General features: G+C 49.5%; 20 protein-coding genes. 10 read left to right on the top strand and 10 right to left on the bottom strand.

Annotation, left to right across the window (positions count from 1 at the left end):
• Positions 1-34 precede the first annotated feature (34 nt).
• The 8 genes from HZB31_13980 to HZB31_13945 all read left to right on the top strand — a co-directional run bounded on the left by HZB31_13980 (position 35) and on the right by HZB31_13945 (position 9210).
• Positions 35-1198: an LL-diaminopimelate aminotransferase gene (locus tag HZB31_13980; GenBank protein ID MBI5849030.1), complete on the top strand. Its 1164-nt coding sequence runs from the start codon at positions 35-37 to the stop codon at positions 1196-1198.
• A 6-nt stretch (positions 1199-1204) separates the two neighbouring features.
• On the top strand, positions 1205-1663 hold the full coding sequence (gene folK, locus HZB31_13975; GenBank protein ID MBI5849029.1) for a 2-amino-4-hydroxy-6-hydroxymethyldihydropteridine diphosphokinase: 459 nt from the start codon (positions 1205-1207) through the stop codon (positions 1661-1663).
• Positions 1664-1752: 89 nt separating this feature from the next.
• Positions 1753-2766: a ketol-acid reductoisomerase gene (ilvC, locus tag HZB31_13970; GenBank protein MBI5849028.1), complete on the top strand. Its 1014-nt coding sequence runs from the start codon at positions 1753-1755 to the stop codon at positions 2764-2766.
• Positions 2767-2828: 62 nt separating this feature from the next.
• Positions 2829-3482 (top strand): phosphatidylserine decarboxylase family protein, encoded by a 654-nt coding sequence (locus HZB31_13965; GenBank protein MBI5849027.1) that lies wholly within the window; start codon positions 2829-2831, stop codon positions 3480-3482.
• A complete protein-coding gene (gene pssA / locus HZB31_13960; protein MBI5849026.1) occupies positions 3466-4245 on the top strand; it encodes a CDP-diacylglycerol--serine O-phosphatidyltransferase in 780 nt (259 codons plus the stop codon). Before HZB31_13965 ends, pssA begins: the two co-directional genes overlap by 17 nt.
• Positions 4245-5747: a 2-isopropylmalate synthase gene (locus HZB31_13955; GenBank protein ID MBI5849025.1), complete on the top strand. Its 1503-nt coding sequence runs from the start codon at positions 4245-4247 to the stop codon at positions 5745-5747. Before pssA ends, HZB31_13955 begins: the two co-directional genes overlap by 1 nt.
• Before the next feature lie 143 nt (positions 5748-5890).
• A complete protein-coding gene (locus HZB31_13950) occupies positions 5891-8320 on the top strand; it encodes an AAA family ATPase (protein ID MBI5849024.1) in 2430 nt (809 codons plus the stop codon).
• A complete protein-coding gene (locus HZB31_13945; GenBank protein ID MBI5849023.1) occupies positions 8317-9210 on the top strand; it encodes a lysophospholipid acyltransferase family protein in 894 nt (297 codons plus the stop codon). Before HZB31_13950 ends, HZB31_13945 begins: the two co-directional genes overlap by 4 nt.
• Here HZB31_13945 and HZB31_13940 read toward each other — a convergent pair.
• From HZB31_13940 to HZB31_13930, 3 genes are read right to left on the bottom strand one after another with little or no spacing between them, the layout of a single operon-like run.
• Positions 9200-10192: a radical SAM protein gene (locus HZB31_13940; GenBank protein ID MBI5849022.1), complete on the bottom strand. Its 993-nt coding sequence runs from the start codon at positions 10190-10192 to the stop codon at positions 9200-9202. The two genes, HZB31_13945 and HZB31_13940, sit on opposite strands and share 11 nt — an antisense overlap.
• 27 nt (positions 10193-10219) lie before the next feature.
• Positions 10220-11434, bottom strand: a complete 1215-nt coding sequence (locus HZB31_13935) for an FprA family A-type flavoprotein (GenBank protein ID MBI5849021.1) — start codon at positions 11432-11434, stop codon at positions 10220-10222.
• A 21-nt stretch (positions 11435-11455) separates the two neighbouring features.
• Entirely contained in the window at positions 11456-11947 is a 492-nt protein-coding gene (locus HZB31_13930) for a ferritin family protein (GenBank protein MBI5849020.1), read from the bottom strand.
• A gap of 158 nt (positions 11948-12105) precedes the next feature.
• Here HZB31_13930 and HZB31_13925 point away from each other — a divergent pair, with 158 nt between their 5' ends.
• Positions 12106-12492, top strand: a complete 387-nt coding sequence (locus tag HZB31_13925) for a hypothetical protein (GenBank protein MBI5849019.1) — start codon at positions 12106-12108, stop codon at positions 12490-12492.
• 100 nt (positions 12493-12592) lie between these two features.
• The gene (locus tag HZB31_13920; protein MBI5849018.1) at positions 12593-13345 is read left to right on the top strand and encodes a cytochrome c; all 753 of its coding nucleotides are present in this window, start codon (positions 12593-12595) and stop codon (positions 13343-13345) included.
• 93 nt (positions 13346-13438) lie between these two features.
• Here the strand turns inward: HZB31_13920 and HZB31_13915 are convergent, their stop codons facing one another.
• The 7 genes from HZB31_13915 to HZB31_13885 all read right to left on the bottom strand — a co-directional run bounded on the left by HZB31_13915 (position 13439) and on the right by HZB31_13885 (position 18650).
• On the bottom strand, positions 13439-14887 hold the full coding sequence (locus HZB31_13915; protein ID MBI5849017.1) for a DUF4139 domain-containing protein: 1449 nt from the start codon (positions 14885-14887) through the stop codon (positions 13439-13441).
• A 379-nt stretch (positions 14888-15266) separates the two neighbouring features.
• Positions 15267-15563, bottom strand: coding sequence for a HigA family addiction module antidote protein (locus tag HZB31_13910; GenBank protein MBI5849016.1), 297 nt, complete (start codon positions 15561-15563; stop codon positions 15267-15269).
• Positions 15564-15576: 13 nt separating this feature from the next.
• Positions 15577-15765, bottom strand: coding sequence for a type II toxin-antitoxin system RelE/ParE family toxin (locus tag HZB31_13905; GenBank protein MBI5849015.1), 189 nt, complete (start codon positions 15763-15765; stop codon positions 15577-15579).
• Between the two features lie 178 nt (positions 15766-15943).
• On the bottom strand, positions 15944-16825 hold the full coding sequence (bla, locus tag HZB31_13900) for a class A beta-lactamase (GenBank protein ID MBI5849014.1): 882 nt from the start codon (positions 16823-16825) through the stop codon (positions 15944-15946).
• Between the two features lie 242 nt (positions 16826-17067).
• Positions 17068-17412 carry a hypothetical protein gene (locus HZB31_13895; GenBank protein MBI5849013.1) on the bottom strand — a complete coding sequence of 115 codons (345 nt, stop codon included), beginning with the start codon at positions 17410-17412 and terminating at the stop codon, positions 17068-17070.
• A 205-nt stretch (positions 17413-17617) separates the two neighbouring features.
• A complete protein-coding gene (locus HZB31_13890; GenBank protein MBI5849012.1) occupies positions 17618-18154 on the bottom strand; it encodes a hypothetical protein in 537 nt (178 codons plus the stop codon).
• 148 nt (positions 18155-18302) lie between these two features.
• Complete coding sequence (locus HZB31_13885) at positions 18303-18650, bottom strand: hypothetical protein (GenBank protein MBI5849011.1); 348 nt, start codon at positions 18648-18650, stop codon at positions 18303-18305.
• Positions 18651-18668: the final 18 nt, after the last annotated feature.

Here is an 18668-nt window from a genome sequence, read left to right as displayed (position 1 = left end):
CTTATATATACCGGAGGGACCCTTGAAACCGAGCATTACCGTTAAGCTTGCATCACGAGTGAAGAGTATTCCGCCCTATCTTTTTGCCACCATAGACAAGATGAAACAGGAGGCAAGGGCAAAGGGTGTTGACCTGATAGACCTCAGCATCGGCGACCCTGACATGCCTACGCCAAAGCATATTGTTGACGCCATGAAAAGAGCGGTCGAGAATCCTGAGCATCACCGGTATCCATCGTATGAGGGAATGCTCTCCTTTCGCGAGGCTGTTGCTGCATGGTATAAGCAGCGTTTTAATGTTGACCTCGATGCAAGGACCGAGGTGCTCTCCCTGATCGGGTCAAAGGAAGGCATCGGTCATATTCCGCTTGCCTTTGTGGAGCCGGGAGATGTGGTTCTTGTCCCGTCTCCTGGGTACCCGGTCTATCCGGTAGGCACCCTTTTTGCCGGCGGCGAGAGCTATATAATGCCCCTTGTCGAAAAGAATAATTTTCTGCCTGACCTCAAATCAATTCCTGCCGAAATCCTTAAAAGGGCCCGGCTTATGTACATCAACTATCCGAATAATCCGACATCTGCCTGTGCGCCGCGGAAGTTCTACGAAGAGGTGATAGAGCTTGCCGGGAAACATGATATCATCGTCTGTCACGATGCTGCATACAGCGAGATCTACTTTGACAATGAAAAGCCGATGAGCTTTATGGAGTTGGACGGAGCAAAGGAAGTCGGCATTGAGATGCATTCCCTTTCGAAGACCTATAACATGACCGGCTGGAGGATTGGCTTTGCGGTCGGCCATAAGGATGTGATAGCCGGTCTTGGCAAGATCAAGTCGAACCTTGACTCAGGCGTGTTCCAGGCAGTGCAGGAGGCCTCGATCGCGGCGCTGCAGACTGATGATAATGTTCTTGCCGAAATCAGGGACACGTATCAGGAAAGAAGAGATGTGCTCTATGCAGGGCTCAAAGACCTCGGCATGGAAGTGATCAAGCCAAAGGCGTCCTTTTATCTCTGGACGAAAGTTCCTCAGGGATATAATTCCTCGTCCTTTGTTGCGCATCTGCTCGATAAGGCTGGAGTGTTAGGCACACCCGGCAACGGTTTCGGTGCCCCCGGAGAAGGATATATACGGTTTGCATTGACTGTCCCTGCTGCGCGCATGAAAGAGGCGGTTGAGAGGATACGGAAGGTTTTGTAACCGGCAGTGTCGATTGTCTTTATCGGCATAGGATCGAATCTCGGCAACAGGCAGGAAAACTGTCTGGAGGCAATCAGACTGCTTAAAAACCGCGGCGTTAAGGTTACTAAGCAGTCCTCCATGATCGAGACAGAGCCCTGGGGCGTAACGGAACAGCCGCATTTTATCAACCTTGCGATTGAGGCCGGGACAGATCTTGGACCTGAAGAATTTCTCCTTCTCCTGAAAAACATAGAGAGAGCGATGGGCAGAGAAAAGACTGCACACTGGGGGCCACGCGTCATTGATCTTGATATCCTTTTGTATGACGACAGGATCATTGACTCGGCTGATCTGAAGATTCCTCATCCTCATCGGCATGAAAGAGATTTTGTGCTGGTGCCTCTTATGGAGATCGCACCGGAAAAAATCCATCCAGTAATGAATAAAAGAATCTCTGAACTGAAGACGCAATTGCCGCGATAATTCGGCAAATAGAAAAATCCGCGTATTTATTCTATAATATGGGCTCTAACTCACCAAACCATAAAGAAAAATCTTAAGGAGGAAGTATGATAAAAGTTTATTACGATAAAGATGCAAATCCTGGAGTGCTGAAGAAAAAGAAGATCGTTATCATGGGATATGGCAGTCAGGGGCATGCTCACGCGAACAACCTGAAAGAAAGCGGCATGGATGTAACCATCGGCGTAAGGAAAGGCTCAAGCTGGGACAAGGCAAAGGCTGCCGGTTTCAAGGTGATGACCCCTGCAGATGCGGCAAAGATCGCCGATGTGATTATGATCCTGCTCCCTGATGAATATCAGGCTGACATCTATAATAACGAAATTGCGCCTAATATGAAGAAGGGCGTCTACCTTGCATTTGCCCACGGCTTCAATATCCATTTCGGCCAGATCGTGCCGCCTGCGCATGTGAATGTCTTCATGGCAGCACCGAAGGGACCGGGGCATCTGGTCAGGGCAGAATATTCCAGAGGCAGCGGCGTCCCCTGTCTGATCGCAGTCCATCAGGACCCTTCCAAGAATACCAAGAGCATTGCCCTTGCGTATGCCTCTGCTAACGGCGGCGGCAGGGCCGGCATCATTGAGACGACGTTCAAGGAAGAAACAGAAACTGACCTTTTTGGCGAGCAGGCAGTGCTCTGCGGCGGCGTTACCTCTCTCATCCAGGCAGGTTTTGAGACACTGGTCGAGGCGGGCTATGCCCCTGAGATGGCGTATTTCGAGTGCCTGCATGAGGTGAAGCTTATCGTAGACCTCATTTACGAGGGAGGCATATCCAATATGCGCTATTCGATCAGCAATACCGCTCAGTATGGCGACCTTACCCGCGGCCCCAGGGTGGTTACGGAGGATACAAAGAAAGAGATGAAGAAGATCCTCACCGAGATCCAGGACGGCGTTTTCGCAAAGGAATGGATGCTTGAGTGCAGGGCGAACAAACCTACCTTTAATGCGCTTACCCGGAAAGGCGAAGAGCACCAGATCGAAGAGGTTGGAGGCAAACTCCGTTCCATGATGCCCTGGCTCAAGAAGGGCAAACTGGTCGATAAGTCAAAGGCCTAATTTTGCGGTGGCCAGAGTTGGGGGAATAAGAGCTCCAACCCTGGCCACTGCTTCTTGATACCATGAAATTCGCTTCTGAAGGCTATCCGTTCATTATCTTCTTTGCTGCCGTCTCCGGAATTCTGTTCTGGATCGGCGGACCCGGCATTGCTGTCATTCCCGTTTTCCTGACCCTTTTCATGTTCTATTTCTTCAGAGATCCCGAGCGTTCCGTGACTGAAGGGAACAATGTCTTTGTTGCGCCTGCTGACGGGAAAATCATTGTTATAAAGGACCTGTTTGAGAATGAGCATCTCCATGCCGACGTAAAGCAGATAAGCATATTCATGTCCCCTTTTAATGTGCATGTGAACCGCGTGCCCTGCGACGGCAGGGTAAAGAACGTTCAGCATGTGAAGGGAAAATTCCTCGCTGCCTATAAGGACGAGGCCTCGCTGCAGAACGAGCATATAGATATGGTGTATGAAACGCAATACGGAGATCTATTGCTGAGGCAGGTTGCGGGTTTTGTTGCCCGCAGGGCTGTCTGCAGGAAGACTGAGGGAGACAGCTTGCGGCGGGGGGAGCGCTATGGACTGATTAAGTTCAGTTCAAGGGTTGATATCTATCTTCCAAAGGATACGCTGATAAAGATCAGGCTGGGTGATATGGTCAAGGCCGGAGAGACGGTCCTCGGCGAGATTTCAGGGGGTAGCAGTCATGGAAGCAGTACATAAACAGCACGGCGAAAAGCAGCCGAAAAAGGGTGTATATCTTCTTCCGAACACCCTTACGCTCTGCGGCATGTTCTGTGGCTTCTATGCCATCATGTCTGCCATAAACGACAATTTTCTTTACGCTGCCTGGGCGATACTTCTTGCTAATATCTTTGACGGACTGGACGGCTGGATTGCCCGGATGACAAACACGACTACCCGGTTCGGCGTTGAACTTGACTCACTGTCCGATCTGGTCGCGTTTGGGGTCGCACCTTCCGTCATGATGTATAAATGGGCGCTCATGTCCTATGGCAGGCTTGGCTGGGCCGCTGCATTCCTGTTCGTTGCCTGCGGAGCGCTCAGACTTGCGCGATTTAACGTCCAGACCGGAAACCCTGGTTCAAAGGCCTTCAAGGGTATGCCGATCCCCGGAGCTGCATCTATCCTTTCCTCCGTAATAATCTTTTATTATGTGCATTGGGACGGTATTCCCGGCAAGCATGTCATATATCTCCTGCTTACGATTTTTTTAGCGCTCCTGATGGTCAGCACGCTCAGATACCACGGGATAAAAGAAGTGGACTTCAAGGAGAAGAAGCCCTTCTGGATGCTCATTGTTTTTGTGATGATCCTGTTTGTGATGCTGATTCACCCGTCCACGGCAATTTTTGTTTTTGCGATGGTGTACCTCTTTTGGGGTATAATTGAAAATAGCATTCTCTTTATAAGAAGGCAGAGGCAGAAGCAGGAACAACCACCAGGATCAACAGGAGTGCAATGATGAGAACGATCAGGATATTCGATACGACCCTTCGCGATGGAGAGCAGTCACCAGGCTGTTCGATGAACGTCGACGAAAAGATTTCGATGGCAAAACAGCTGGTTAAACTCGGAGTCGATGTCATTGAGGCCGGATTTCCGATAGCCTCCCCAGGTGACTTCGCTGCAGTCAAGCGTATTGCCAATGAAGTGCAGGGCACCATAATTGCCGGACTGGCCCGGGCAAAAGAGGAAGATATCAGGAGGGCCTGGGAAGCGGTCAAAGATGCGCCTAGGCATCGCATCCATACGTTTCATTCGACCTCTGATATCCACCTGAAATATCAGTTTCGGGTAAGCCGCGAGGAGGCGCTCAAGCGTTCGGTCGCCATGGTCAGGCTTGCAAGAAGTCTTGCGGAGGATATCGAGTTTTCTCCTATGGACGCAACGCGCACAGAGCTTCCGTATCTTATCGATGTTGTCCAGGCCGTAATCGAAGCCGGCGCTTCGACCGTGAATATACCCGATACGGTCGGCTACACCACGCCGACAGAGTTCGGAGCCATGATCAAGGCGATTAAAGAGAAGATCGGCAACAGTGCAGTTATAGCCGTGCACTGTCACAATGACCTTGGTCTTGCGGTGGCCAACTCGCTTGCGGCGATTCGTAACGGCGCAGGGCAGGTTGAATGCACGATCAACGGTATTGGCGAGCGCGCCGGCAACTGCTCCATGGAAGAAGTTGTGATGAATCTCGCCACAAGGAAGGACTTCTATAAGGCTACGACGAATATCAATACAAAAGAGATCATCAGGACAAGCAGACTGCTGACCAGAATTACCGGCATGCATGTCCAGGCTAACAAGGCGATTGTCGGCGCAAATGCCTTTGCCCATGAATCAGGCATCCATCAGGACGGACTGCTCAAGGAAAAGATGACCTACGAGATCATGAGGCCCGAAGATATCGGCCTGAAACAGACAGAATTGATCCTTGGCAAACATTCGGGACGTCATGCTTTCAAGAGCCGCCTCCACGAACTCGGCTATGACCTGGCGCCGGAAGATATTGAGAGTGCTTTTGTGAAGTTCAAGCATCTGGCAGACCAGAAGAAAGAGATTTTTGACGAGGACATTGAAACCCTTGTGACCGAGGAGTTTTCGAAGATCCCTGCGGTATTCAGGCTGATGGACCTGAAGGTGGCCAGTGGTATGGGAGTGGTTCCGAAGTCAACAGTTAAAATGAAGATACGGGGCCGGTCTGTCCAGAAGACGGCCAAAGGCGACGGTCCTGTAGATGCGACATACAAAGCGATTGTCGGCATGACGAAGACAAAGAGCAATCTTCTGAAATTCGAAGTAAAGGGAATCACCGGCGGCACCGACGCGTTAGGCGAAGTTGTGGTTACCCTTGAAGAAAACGGCAAGAATGCACGAGGCCAGGGCGCTGACACGGATATTATCGTTGCTGCTGCCAAGGCGTACATCAATGCCCTGAACAAGATCGCTTTGAGGAAGAAATAAGCTTTTTCCCTTCTGTCGCTAAAACTTGCTATGGGTTATGAAAATATCACCCTCCCTTATTCCCTCCCCTCAAGGGAGGGAAACTTATTATCCCTCGCCCCCTTGGGGAGAGGGGTGGGTGAGGGGTATCCTTGGAGGACGGCATGTTAAAACCGCTCACTATTGAAGAACTCTACCACTGTTGCGACCCTTCCGTCTTTGCGTTCAATACTACGGACGAACTCCCTGAAGCGATTGAGACGATTGGTCAGGAACGCGCGCTGCGGGCTATCGACTTTGGCTTGAACCTTGAAAACAGCGGGTTCAACATTTTTCTGCTGGGCGAAAACGGCACAGGAAAGATGACCACCATTAAGGCTTTTCTCAGCAAGAAGGCGGCTGATGAGCCGGTGCCGCTTGACTGGTGCTATGTCTATAATTTTAAGGATACTGATGTGCCTCTTGCCATTTCATTGCCACCCGGCATGGCATCGCTGTTTCATAAAGACATGGAAGAGCTTGTTAAAACGCTGAGACTCGAAATTCCGAAGATATTTGAATCCAAAGAATACGAAAAGCAGAGGAACCAGACGATCGAGGCATTTCAGCAGAAGCAGAAAGAATATTTCTCGGCACTTGATGAAGATGCCAAGTCCAAGGGTTTTTCGATCCGTAAGAGCGTAAGCGGCCTTATGATCGTGCCAATAAAGAAGACCGGAGAACCGCTGACCGAAGAAGAATATGAGGCTCTTGATGAGCCGATAAAGGCGAAGATAGACGAGATCGGAAAGGCGCTCCAGGAAAGGCTGAACGACGTTGTGCGTGAAGTGCGGGATGCGGAGAAGAACCTCAAAATTCTCCTTGCCAAACTTGAACGCGAGGCAGCACTTTCCGTGGTTGGTCATATGACGGATGACCTGAAGCATAAATACGAATCCCAGGAGAAGATATTCGCCTATCTTTCCGAGATGACCGAGGATATTCTGGAGCATCTCGATGATTTTAAGGGACAGGAGGAGCAGACACCGCCTCTGCCGTTCATGCGTGCGCCAAAGAGTGAGCCGACCTTTACCCGGTACGCAGTAAATGTCCTGGTCAACAATAAGGAGACTTCGGGCGCGCCCTGTATCTACGAGAGCAATCCGACCTACTTCAACCTTTTGGGCAGACTTGAATACAAGTTCCAATACGGTGTTGCCTCCACGGACTTCTCGATGATCAAGGCCGGCTCGCTCCATAAGGCCAATGGCGGGTACATCGTAATTAATGCGCTTGATCTCCTCCGCAACATGTTCTCCTATGACGCCTTGAAGAGGGCGATACGCAATGGAGAAGTTCGTATCGAAGACATATGGGAACAATACCGGATGATTTCGACCACGACGCTGCGGCCTGAGGCGATCCCGCTGCAGGTAAAGGTCATTCTTGTGGGGACGCCGTATCTGTATTACCTGCTTCATAACGCAGATGACGAATACCGCGAACTTTTCAAAGTTAAGGCTGATTTTGACAGCAGGATGAACAGCAATGCGGAGACGGTCCAGAAATATGCCGCCTTTATCGCAAGCACATCGAAAAAAGAAAAGACGCTGCCCTTTGACCGCTCTGGTGTTTCCAAAGTTGTTGAATACGGTGCCCGCCTGGCCGGCCATCAGAAGAAACTGTCATCCCAGTTCAGCGAGGTGACGGACCTCATCAGGGAGTCGAACTACTGGGCAAAGAAGGCCGGGAGTCCTGTTGTTCAGGACGGGCATGTTGAAATGGCGCTTCAGGAGAAGGTCTACAGGAACAGCAGAATCGAGGACCGTATCCAGGAAATGATCGTTGAGGGATCTATCATCGTTGATACGAAGGGCGAAAAGATCGGACAGATTAATGGACTGGCAGTGCTGGACATGGGTGATTATATGTTCGGCAAACCTTCGAGGATTACGGCAAAGACCTTTACCGGCAAGGCCGGCGTTGTCAATATTGAACGCGAGACGAAGATGAGCGGCAAGATCCATGAAAAGGCGATCCTGATCATCAGCAGCTACATCTCCAGTACGTATGCGGCGAAAAAGCCGATCAGTTTTTCTGCATCCATAACCTTTGAACAGCTTTATGATATGGTCGAGGGTGACAGTGCATCCTGTGCAGAGCTTTATGTCATTCTGAGCAGTCTTGCCGGTGTTCCTCTGAGGCAGAATCTTGCGATTACCGGCTCCATGGACCAGCATGGCGATGTGCAGCCTATCGGAGGGGTCAATGAGAAGATTGAGGGTTTCTTTGATCTCTGCAAGGTGCGCGGTCTTGACGCGACCCATGGTGTTGTTATTCCGCAAAAAAATGTGCATAACCTCATGCTCAAAACAGAAGTCGTTGATGCGGTAAAGGAGGGCAAGTTCAGCATTTACGCTATCAACCGGGTGGAGGAAGGGATTGAGCTCTTTACCGGTATGGCGATGGGAGCACTAAACGATGATGGGACTTGGCCCGAAGGAACGCTCAGCCACCTTGTCATGAAACGGTTTGAAGAGATCGCGCAGGCCTTCAAGGAGAGAGACAAGAAGGACGATCAGAAAGATAAGGACAAAGAAGAAAACGGGAAATGAAAAGGGTTCGTCAATTTATTCTGTTTTCATTTCTTGTGCTTGCTACGTTCCCTTTTGCTGTTCTGCCCTACCGGCTTTCTCTCCGGGTCGGAGATCTTCTTGGTATGCTTATATACCTGCTCTGGAAGAGCAGGAGAGCAATTGCAATCGACAACCTCCGTGCTGCCATTGAGCGCGGAGCTATCACCCTCAGTGAAGATCCTCGTGCGGTAATCCGCCGCAATTTCCGGAATCTCGGCAGGTTTGTCGTTGAAGTGAACAAAATCTATTACGGGTTTGCTGCCCCCCTATTCAGAACGGTCGAACTGACCGGTGTTGAGAACTTCAGAAAGGCTCAAAAAAAGGGGAAGGGCATCATGTTTATTACGGGCCATTGCGGCAACTGGGAGCTGATGGCTGCTTATCTTTCCATGAATGTCGACAGGGCCAGTATCATTGCCAGAAAGCAGAACAATGAATACATAGACAGGTTTATCGTAAGAACACGGGAAAAATATGGAAACCGCATCATCTATAAAAAGGGAGCCCTCAAGCAGCTCCTCATATCACTGAAGAAGAACGAGTCGGTGGCCTTACTTGTGGATCAAAGTGTTGTAAAATCTGAGGGCATTATCATTCATTTTCTCGGTAAAAATGCCTATGCCATGAAAACGCCTGCAGTTATCGCCCGGAAGACGGGAGCTGCTGTTTTGCCGCTTTTTATCAGGAGAACAGAGCAGGGGCATCATATCGAGATTCAGGAGGAGATTCCCCTGGTTGCAACCGATGACAATGATACCGCTCTTCTTCTCGATACGATCAACTTTTCAAAACCGGTAGAAGAATACATAAAAAAATATCCTTCGGATTGGCTCTGGATCCACAGAAGGTGGAAGAAGATCACGGAATAGTCCTGTCCGTGCATCGTATGTCTGTGCCCTGCAGTCCCCTGCCATGAAAAAAGGCATGTGCAGGGCATCCACCGGTGCAGGACGCATAATTTGAGCAGGCCTTCAGCCTGCAGCTGTTTCCCCCGAATGTTCTAAAATAGCGGAGCTTTGGGCTGCTCCATATTGTCGTGAATTTATCGGTGAAAATATTGCCGAGATTGAATTCAGGGGCATGCAGAAACAGGTTGCAGGGATAGACCGAGCCATCCGGCATGACTGCCAGTTTTCGCACACCGCCTGCACAGCGCACGCCTTTTGCCAGAGACCCCTTCTCAAAGCACGAGGCATTTACCCTGTTTATCTCAAGGGTTCTGTTGGCAGATCTGACCGCATAATAAAAATCCAGAAAATCCGGGTAACTGATGGCTGACTGGTGAGAGCTGTCATTTTTTGAGAGAAGATCCATATGGATCAGGTAATAGCGTTTGACGCCCATGGTATGCAGCAGGTGTATAATGGGCTGAATGTCGGGCAGGGTTGCTTTGGTTACAACGGTTTTAACGACCGGGTTCAACCCCATCGAAACAAGTGTGCTGATACTTGATACCGCCCTTTCAAAATGCGCTGCACTGGTCAGACCGTTGTGCGTATGAGCAGTGCTGCCTTCAAGTGAAATGCCGATATTGATCTTTTCATGATTTAGTCCCCTGAACGCTTCCATGACTTCCGGTAAGCTGCCATTGGTGCTGACATTCACCACGATCCCTCGGTTGACTGCCTCGTGGATAAATGATGGCATCCAATGCAGCAGAAACGGCTCACCCCCCATAATGTCAAGGTTATGTATGCCGAGATCCATCATGATATCGAGAAGGTTTAGCGCATCTTCAGGCGTAAGGTCCTTTCGATATTCGACTGAGGCATTAAAGCAGAAGGAGCAGCTCTGGTTGCAGCGGATCGTTGGATAAAGCTGGATGAATTGCGGAGGAGGGAAGGTCCTCATGCCTTCCCTCTCGCAGACCCTGAGTACCTAGAATTTCGAATGGTATTCTTTTACCTTTTGGGCAAATGCTTTTCCAAACTCATAACACGCCTCATCATCGGCAGCCGACGGTCTGTATTGGACTTGAATGCCCGGCTCTACGATTTCAAGACCCATGCGCTTGAAATCTTCGTATGCATCCTTCACGGCGCCGCCTCCCCATCCAAAGCTTCCGAAAGCGCCTGTAATGCGGTTTTTTGGTCTGAGGCCGCGAAGGTGGGTAAGAAATTCGGCAACTGACGGGAACATGATATTGTTCAGCGTCGGAGTGCCGATGAGGCAGCCGCGCGATTTCCAGAACTCCTTGATCGCAACGCTCATCGGTGTTGCCCGCAGCTTTATGATCTTGCAGTCAACGCCGGCGTCCTGGATGCCCTGCATGAGAGGGTACGTCATATGTTCGGTGCTGTGCCACATCGTATCGTAAATGACAGCGACTCTGAGTGCTGCCTTGCCGTTTGCCATGTCAAGGTAGTCCTGAATGACCTTTCCGGGTGCTCCCCTCCAGATGACGCCGTGGTCAGGAGCGATCATATCAAAATCAAGTCCCAGTTTCTGGACTTCCGCGATTTTATTCTTGATGAGGTTGCCAAACGGCATCAGGATATTTGCATAATACTCGACTACTGCTTCATAAAGATCCGAGTGTGAGGCGCATTCAACAAACTCATCATCAAAACGGGCTGCGGTTGCGAGGTGCTGGCCAAAGGCGTCCTGGGAGAGAAGGAGCTTTGCCTCTTTAATATACCTCATCCTGGAGTCCGGCCAGTGCAGCATCGGTGTTTCGAGGAACGTGATCGTATATTTTCCGGTGCTGAGGGTATCACCGGTCTTGACAATCGTAAACTGCCACTTTGATGTATCAAAATGCCGGTCAAGCCCCTTTTTCCCCTTGTCCGTGATGTAGATCATCGCGTTTGGGCAAAGATCCATGATCTTGTCGATGCTGCTTACGTGATCAGGTTCGATATGATTAATCACGAGATTCTTTATCTGTGATGGGTCTATAATACTTTTAATATTGTCGACCGTGATCTCCGAAAAATCGTGTTTCACCGTGTCAATGAGGGTGATGTCCCTGTCAACGATCAGGTAGTTATTGTAGGTCGTGCCGTTTGGGGTTATATAGCCGTGAAAGTCACGAACCCCCCAGTCGATTGCTCCAACCCAATAGATATCCGGCTTTATCTGAACAGCTTTCATGATTTAATCTCCTTATCCTGATTATCCTTCAAGTATTCCTCTCTCTTCATACATGAACCACTGACCGGTATTCTCAAGAAATGTATAGGTTTCATTGAGTATAGAAAAATGGTCGTTCTCTTCAATCGTAAGGCGCTCGAAAAGTTTCTTTTCCTCCGGCGAAGGAGCGTTGGCTGCGGCCTTTTGATAAAAATCAAAACCTGCTTTTTCCATCTCAAGCGCGATCTTGAGCGCATCCATCTCGCTCTGAATGGCCTCTGCCCTCTGCATCATCTGGTCCCTGAGCATGCTGAAAACGGTCTTGATCTCCTCCCTTGGGCTGGCGAAATTCTCCGTAAGTCCGAGACCCTTGAACAGGTTCTGAAGCATGGCCAAATGCCTCTTCTCGTCCTTTACGAAGCCCCTGAACATCTCCTTGCCAAAGGCATGGTGAGCTCTATTGGCAGACTCTTCATAAAACGCAATGGCGTCTGTTTCCATCTTGATTGCGGTTGCAACAGCATTTGAGATCATGGTTCCTCCGTCTGTCGAAATAGTTTAGAAGTATACAAACATTATATCAAAAGAACAGGGAATCAAGAAACAGGACCTGCTTCGAAAATATGTTGCACCCTTCCGAGGTGAGTAGTAAACTACGAACAACGTGTAATTCGAAGGGAGGTGAAGAAATAATGAAGATTGCGAAGATTGTGATGCTTTCTCTGGTTGTGCTTGGACTGGTTTTTTCGTTTGCCTTTGCAGCGGGTGATGCAGTAAAAGGGAAGGCGCTTTTTAATGACAAGAAATTTGCGGGTGGTTCCAAGTCCTGCAATGACTGCCATGCAAACGGTAAGGACATGGGCAAGGCTGCTGACAAAAAAGAGTTCAAGATCATGGGTAAAACCCAGAAAAGTCTGGAAGAGGCTGTTAATGCATGTATTGTGGCAGCTAACAAGGGCAAGGCCATTGATCTGAAGTCTGCAGAGATGCAGGACATGGTTGCGTATATCAAGTCTTTGAAGGCAGCAGAGAAACCAGCTGATAAGGCTCCGGCCAAGAAGGCAGCGGGTGGTTACTAAATAGAAACTGCGGGTAAAGGCAGAGAGAGGGCAATAGGGCCGGTATGTATGCCCGTAACCTTCCCTGTCCTTTACCTGTTTTGTTGCTTGAAGGAGAGTCATGCCGTTTTTTCTTCTGAAATCTCTTCTCTCTCTGGTTGTTTTCGCATCGGCACTTGCGGGTATTTTTACTGCCTTTGAGATGTTCGGCAGGGCTGAGCAGAAGTTCAGCCGGAACAGTCTCAGGAAATTGCATCAGGCAAACGGCATTCTTTATCTCATTTTCTGCCTTGGACTGACCTATCTCTGCGTCGGTTTTCTTGTTAGGACGAAGACTGAGCCTTCGGTCAGGGCAATCTTCCATACCGTGTTTGCGGTCTCGGTTCTGACCATCCTCTGCTTTAAAGTCCTTGTGGTTGTATGGTATAAGCAGTTCTATGCAAGACTTCAGACCGCAGGCCTTATCCTGGCCTTTGTCAGCGTCTGTATGATCAGCACTTCTGCCGGATATTACCTCCTGATTACGAAGTTCGGTAAAGCAATCCCTGTTGCCGGATCAGCCGGGAAGGGAACTGCAGCTGTCACTGAACAGTCAGGCATGATCGCAAAGATCGATCCTGAAAGCATCAGGAAGGGAAAGGAACTCTATGAAGACAAATGCACCTTCTGCCATGATCCCTTCAGCAACAAGGCATTGACCGGCCCGGGTCATAAGGGTATCCTAAAAAACCCCCGTCTGCCTGTAAGCGGAAAGCCTGCCATCCCGGAAAATATCGCTTCGCAGCTCAGAAGTCCGTTTAAGGACATGCCGTCATTTTCCTATCTGTCGGATATTGAAGTGCAGAGCCTCATTGCTTATTTGAACACGCTTTAACGGTTTACCGCAATAACTGCTTTAGCGATAAGAGAGTGCCTTGAAAGACACTCCCTCGCATTATTTATTACATGACCGGTATCTCTCTCTTTGTCAGTATCTCATTTTCACTCTATAGGTGAGCTTCACTTCCTTGTCCTTTGGCACAGGGATATTGAACTCAGCCGTAAACGCTGTTGCCTTTGTATATTCATGAGAAGAACTGAGCATGGTCCAGTCGCCCGGAATCGGCTCAATAACCTTAACCACGATATCTTCCTTTTTGTGGTTCCTCAGCGATATCTCAAAGCTTGCCTCATACGTATCTGAGGCGAGCTTCTTCCAGTCCATCTGCTTGCGTGTGCCGACAACGTCGAAGGCATCGCCAAGCTTGACCCTGATCTTTTCGTCCTTTGGCGTATGGTCTATCGAGTCCTCGCCCACGAACTGCAGGCTTCCCTCAGAGTCGTGCTTGTACACCCGCACCGTACCTTTGGGAAGGGGCATGCCGAGGTTATGTTCTTTTTTGTTCTGTATCTCGACAAATACATTTACCTTTTGATTGGTGATCGGATCACCGTACCGTGAGGTGTAGTAATAGTTTGCACCACGGAAGACGAGCTCTTTTTTGACCGGTATCGAATCTGCACTTACCAGACTGATCTGCTTGGTCTGGTTGTCCTTTATGGTCGAAGGACGCTCAAGGGTGTAGATGTGGTACTCAAAAAACTCCTCCTCCTTGAACTGCGGTGCGGCTGGCCTGGCCGCCATCTCTGCCATGCGCCCCAGCTTTTGTCTGTATTCAACTTCGTCCTTCACCCTGTTAACATCGCCGGCCACAAGTTTCAGCTTTGCATCTTTGTATGTTGCGCCGCTTTTGTTGTCAATAGTCACCCATCCCGAGAGATCTGCCTTATCGTCCTTTGCATTGAGCGTCACAACATAGTCTGCGCGCCAGTTTATGCCGTTGGTGAGATAGGATGCCTCGACTTTCTGCATGGTCGTGAGGCTGTTTTCGAGCAGCCATACCAGAGTCGGTTTTGAGATCAGGTTCTCCGGCACGCCCGGAAAAATGATCCGCCCGGGGTGACCGAAGGTTATCTCATCGTTGATTTTGAAGATAGGCCCGCCGTTGTTCGAAAGCAGAGTGGCTGTAATGATCTCTTCCCGCTCAGAGTAAGGGTTCTTCTGATAGAGCTTCACCTCTTTGCCTACGTATTTATCTAACAGTCTCTGGGGGTTCAGGAGGTCATACTCGTAATTCTGCTCAAGCACGCCGAGGCTGTCGCTGTTTATAAGGGATTTGATATGCACGCTTGTCGGGATGATCTGCGATGCAACGTCCATGAACTTCAGTTCACTGCTGCCTTTCGGGAGCTTTAACTGCCTTGTGTCTTTCACAAGCCCAAGGTTGACATTGTAGATTGTGATCGCAATCCCTGTCTGGTCCTCGATGCCCGTTGAAAGCCCCGGAAGCTTCGCAGGTTCCTTTTCTGCTGACGCCGGCAATCCGGTTGTGATAATACAGAACAGACTGATAACTATCAAAAGAATCTTCTTCATGATGCTCCTCCTCTGAATTTGTTTTGTGGTCCTGCAGCTTTAGACATGGGAGCGTATGAAAAAGTTCCCGAATATTTTCATTCTATCATGTATATGGCTGGCTGACTATTTGAAGATACGAAAGAAATGTCCTGCTCATTGTCATTCCGGCGGCTTCGTCCGACTTACTCTTGGCTCGTCCAGAATCTTTCTGGGAAAGGACTCACGATATCTAAACATCGGGCACAGGCAAGCTCGCGTGACAGGAAATAGGACATTCAATCTGCAGGAATCACGTTTAGCTTGAGGGGCGGCCCGGCGCCGCAGGCGACGGGGAACCGGGAAGTGCAGCTGTGGACCGGCAGGTTGGAATCATTCGCGGGCATTACGCAGCGAATGATTACGCATGTGCGAGGGCATGTATACCAGCAAGGCGCTTACCGATACTCGCTTTCGCGACTTTTATATCGTAAGCGGCCTGAAGATTGAGCCAGTATTGCGGCGTCTGGTTAAACGCACGACCAAACAACAATGCCAGCTCTGCCGTCACTGGACGATCGCCTTTGATTACATGCGAAATCCGCATTGGCGATACCCCGATAGTGCGAGCGAACTCAGCCTGAGATATACCCATCTCTCCCAAGATTTCTGCCAGGAATTCTCCTGGATGAATTGCAGGCAAACCATTCTTAACCATAGCTGTATCTCCTTCAGTGATAATCAACGATTTCAACATCATACGCATCGCCTTTTTCAAAGCGGAAACAGACACGCCATTGATCATTAATACGAATGCTCCATTGACCTGCACGGTCATGTGCCAGCGCCTCCAGCCTGTTCGAGGGTGGAATTCGTAAATCATCAAGGCTTGTGGCCCCGTCTATCTGCGTCAAACGCATTGCCGCACGCTTCAGTATATTCTATTGTTTATCATTGTCAATTGCCATCCTGAGATAGTCGAAGGATCTGCGAAATACCCCGTGCGCCTGTCCTCTGGAGGAGACCCGCACGCCGGTTGGTTTGGGGGCCGGGGGGTAACTACCCCCGGCTACCCGATTGGGCGTAACACGACAATCGTCATGCGAACTGATGTGTTACCAGGCGACTGATACTGGCGTGCGCGGCGACCAAAGCCGGGCGGTCCGCCCTTCCTTCACTTAGAAAGGCCGCAATAAGGATGGGAGAACGACCAGGGGGAATGGCGATTGCTACATCGTTAACTGCTCCATGTTCGCCGGTGCCGGTCTTGTCGCCCACCAGCCAACCCTTGGGCAGCTTCGCGCGCAAACGATCATGGCCCGTTTCGCAGTCGCGCAACCATTGCAACAGAAGATCGCGGGATGCAGATGAAAGGCGATCTCCGCACAGAACCTTACTCATTAATGTAGCCATCGCCCGAGGTGAGGTTGTGTCGCGGATATCGCCTGCCTCGTTGGCATTGAGCGTGGGCTCGTTTCTGTCGAGACGTGTTACAGCATCACCGCACGACCGAGCAAACTCTGTAATAACAGATGGACCGCCTAATTTGGAAAGCAGTAGATTTGCAGCCGTATTATCACTGACCACAATCGCAGCACGGGTCAAATCGCTCACGGTCATGAAGCCTTCGGCAGCATGCTTGCTGGTGACAGGGGCATAGGCCAGAAGATCAGCCTGTCCGTACAAAACACGTTCGTCGAGTGACAACAACTTACGTTCTATCTGTGCAAGAACGGCTGCTGCAAGCACCCACTTAAATGTCGAGCACATCGCAAAGCGTTCATCCGGCCTGTGCGCCAATACCTTGCCGCTTCCCGTATCCACCGCAAAAACGCCTACTCGCCCGCCCACCCTCGCCTCAATATCGGCGACGGAAGAAGGCTCGCCTTCAGAGCTTGCGGCAGACAAGACAGGTATCGTTGCTAGAGCGCTGGCAACGGAGATCAAAAAGTCTCTTCTCGTGAAGGATGGATTATTCATGCGTTTGTGACGCCCAATGCGGCGGTAAACTGCCGCGAAGCGGTCTGTCTTGACTGCCTGGTTCCCGCAGGCGCGTTGCGCGCCGAGGACAGGCAGTCACAGCTTACCGCCGCATTCCCATCAGGCGCGCAGCGCCGGATGGGAACGACCAGCATGAGGGGCGGGGTGTAGGGCAAATGCCGAAACAAATCGCGTTTATTACCCCGTCCCTCTCAATGCGTTTGTTATGAATTCTTTGTTATTCATTTTTTTAATATCTTTTCCGACAAAGTTTTGTCAGCGACAGTACCGACCAGAAGCCCAATCAGAGCGAGACCAAAGTTAATAAAGAGAAGAAGCCCCCGTGCAAATGGATCAATATGGTTAAAAAGCCAATAGGCCGTCATAAAAGACACGGGTATCAGCATGCATACCAGTTTTAGAAATATTTCCGTTTTTCTAGCTTCTTTTTCAACTAAGCGTTTAATAATAATCGTAATTGCTACAAAAGGAATAATCTGAAATAGTCCTTCGATGACGTAACCAACTACGAAAGCAGAGATCCCCCTTTCGGCATTCTTCTTTCTAATGACCAAAACCATACCCACCCCGCAGCCTTAGTAACTAGAAAAACGACAGCGCCAACAAATATTGGAAGTAATGCCAGAGTCGAGTTGGGCCGCCTAGTGATAGAGCTATTATCTTTTTTTTGTATCATCATTTATGCCGTTTATAGATTTTCTTTCATATTCATAACGGCTCGGCTGAGGGGCGCGGTTTTCGCGACCCTCTCGAGCCGAATGGTTAGAATCGTCATCGATAGTTACTTCTGACCCGTTGTTGCGGCGGCCTACCGTACCGCGCCAGAATCTTATTGCAGTATCCTTGGCCTTCTTGCCGCATTTGATGATCGAATAAAATAGTTTTTTCCCATCGTTCTTTACTCACCAAAGACTTTTCAACGCCAATTGGATACATATCAGCATGATCGGAAATAAGCAATAACTCCAGCCAGTCATCATCATTCCAGTTAGCATCTCCCTCGGGTGCAGCTGCAATGATCTCTCTGACGCCAAGGACAAAATCAACGTCACGCTCAAGAACTTTTTTGCTGATCGATGCCACATGATTATGGCACGCAATTACGTTCGGCGATCCATACATTTTTTCCGACCATGAATCAAGTGCACTGAATATGTCTGTTATGTTTGAGAAGTTGCACTCCAAAAGCTTCAAATAATCAACTGGCCCGAGTTCTTGTTCGATAGCCGGGGTCGCATATACCCATTTTTCAAAATCAGTGGGGCTTATCTCTTCGCGTACCAACTCCCATAGTTTTTGCTCAAACATTCTGGGTCTCCCAAAACTAACCAGTTATTATGTAGTTACACGTTTCCATATACATATATATGGATGCATCTACAGGTATATGGTTCCATCTACCTGTAGATAGGAAGTTTGTATATACTTGTAGATGCTTTTTCATTGTACGTGTCCATCAAGAAGCATATACCTGCATATGCTTTTCCAGTGGTGTGCCTGCGATTTTGCCGTAATTCACAAGCCACAACCGTTTTTCCGGATTCCATCTTCCACCTGCTTCTTTCACTTTCAACCGCATTGGCATGTCTGAGGCTTCAATGTGCAGGAAGACAATAGTGTCTGCCGCATAGCGAGGCGTAGGCGGTGTCCATTCAGTCTTTTCGACAATCAGCTCGACTGTCTTTATCCGCTGCTTCTTCTCCGTATCATACTTGAAACGAACGCACAGCAGCGAATCACCGTATTTTTCAACGAGCCTTTTGGTTCCGTGTTGCCCTGGTTTGAGGATCAACCGCGTTTTCATATACGGCCTGCAAAAACA

The sequence above is a fragment of the Nitrospirota bacterium genome, assembly GCA_016235245.1.
Classification (GTDB): domain Bacteria; phylum Nitrospirota; class Thermodesulfovibrionia; order Thermodesulfovibrionales; family UBA6898; genus UBA6898.
The sequence above is the reverse complement of the archived record's forward strand: the minus strand, read 5'-3'. Positions and strand labels throughout refer to the sequence as shown.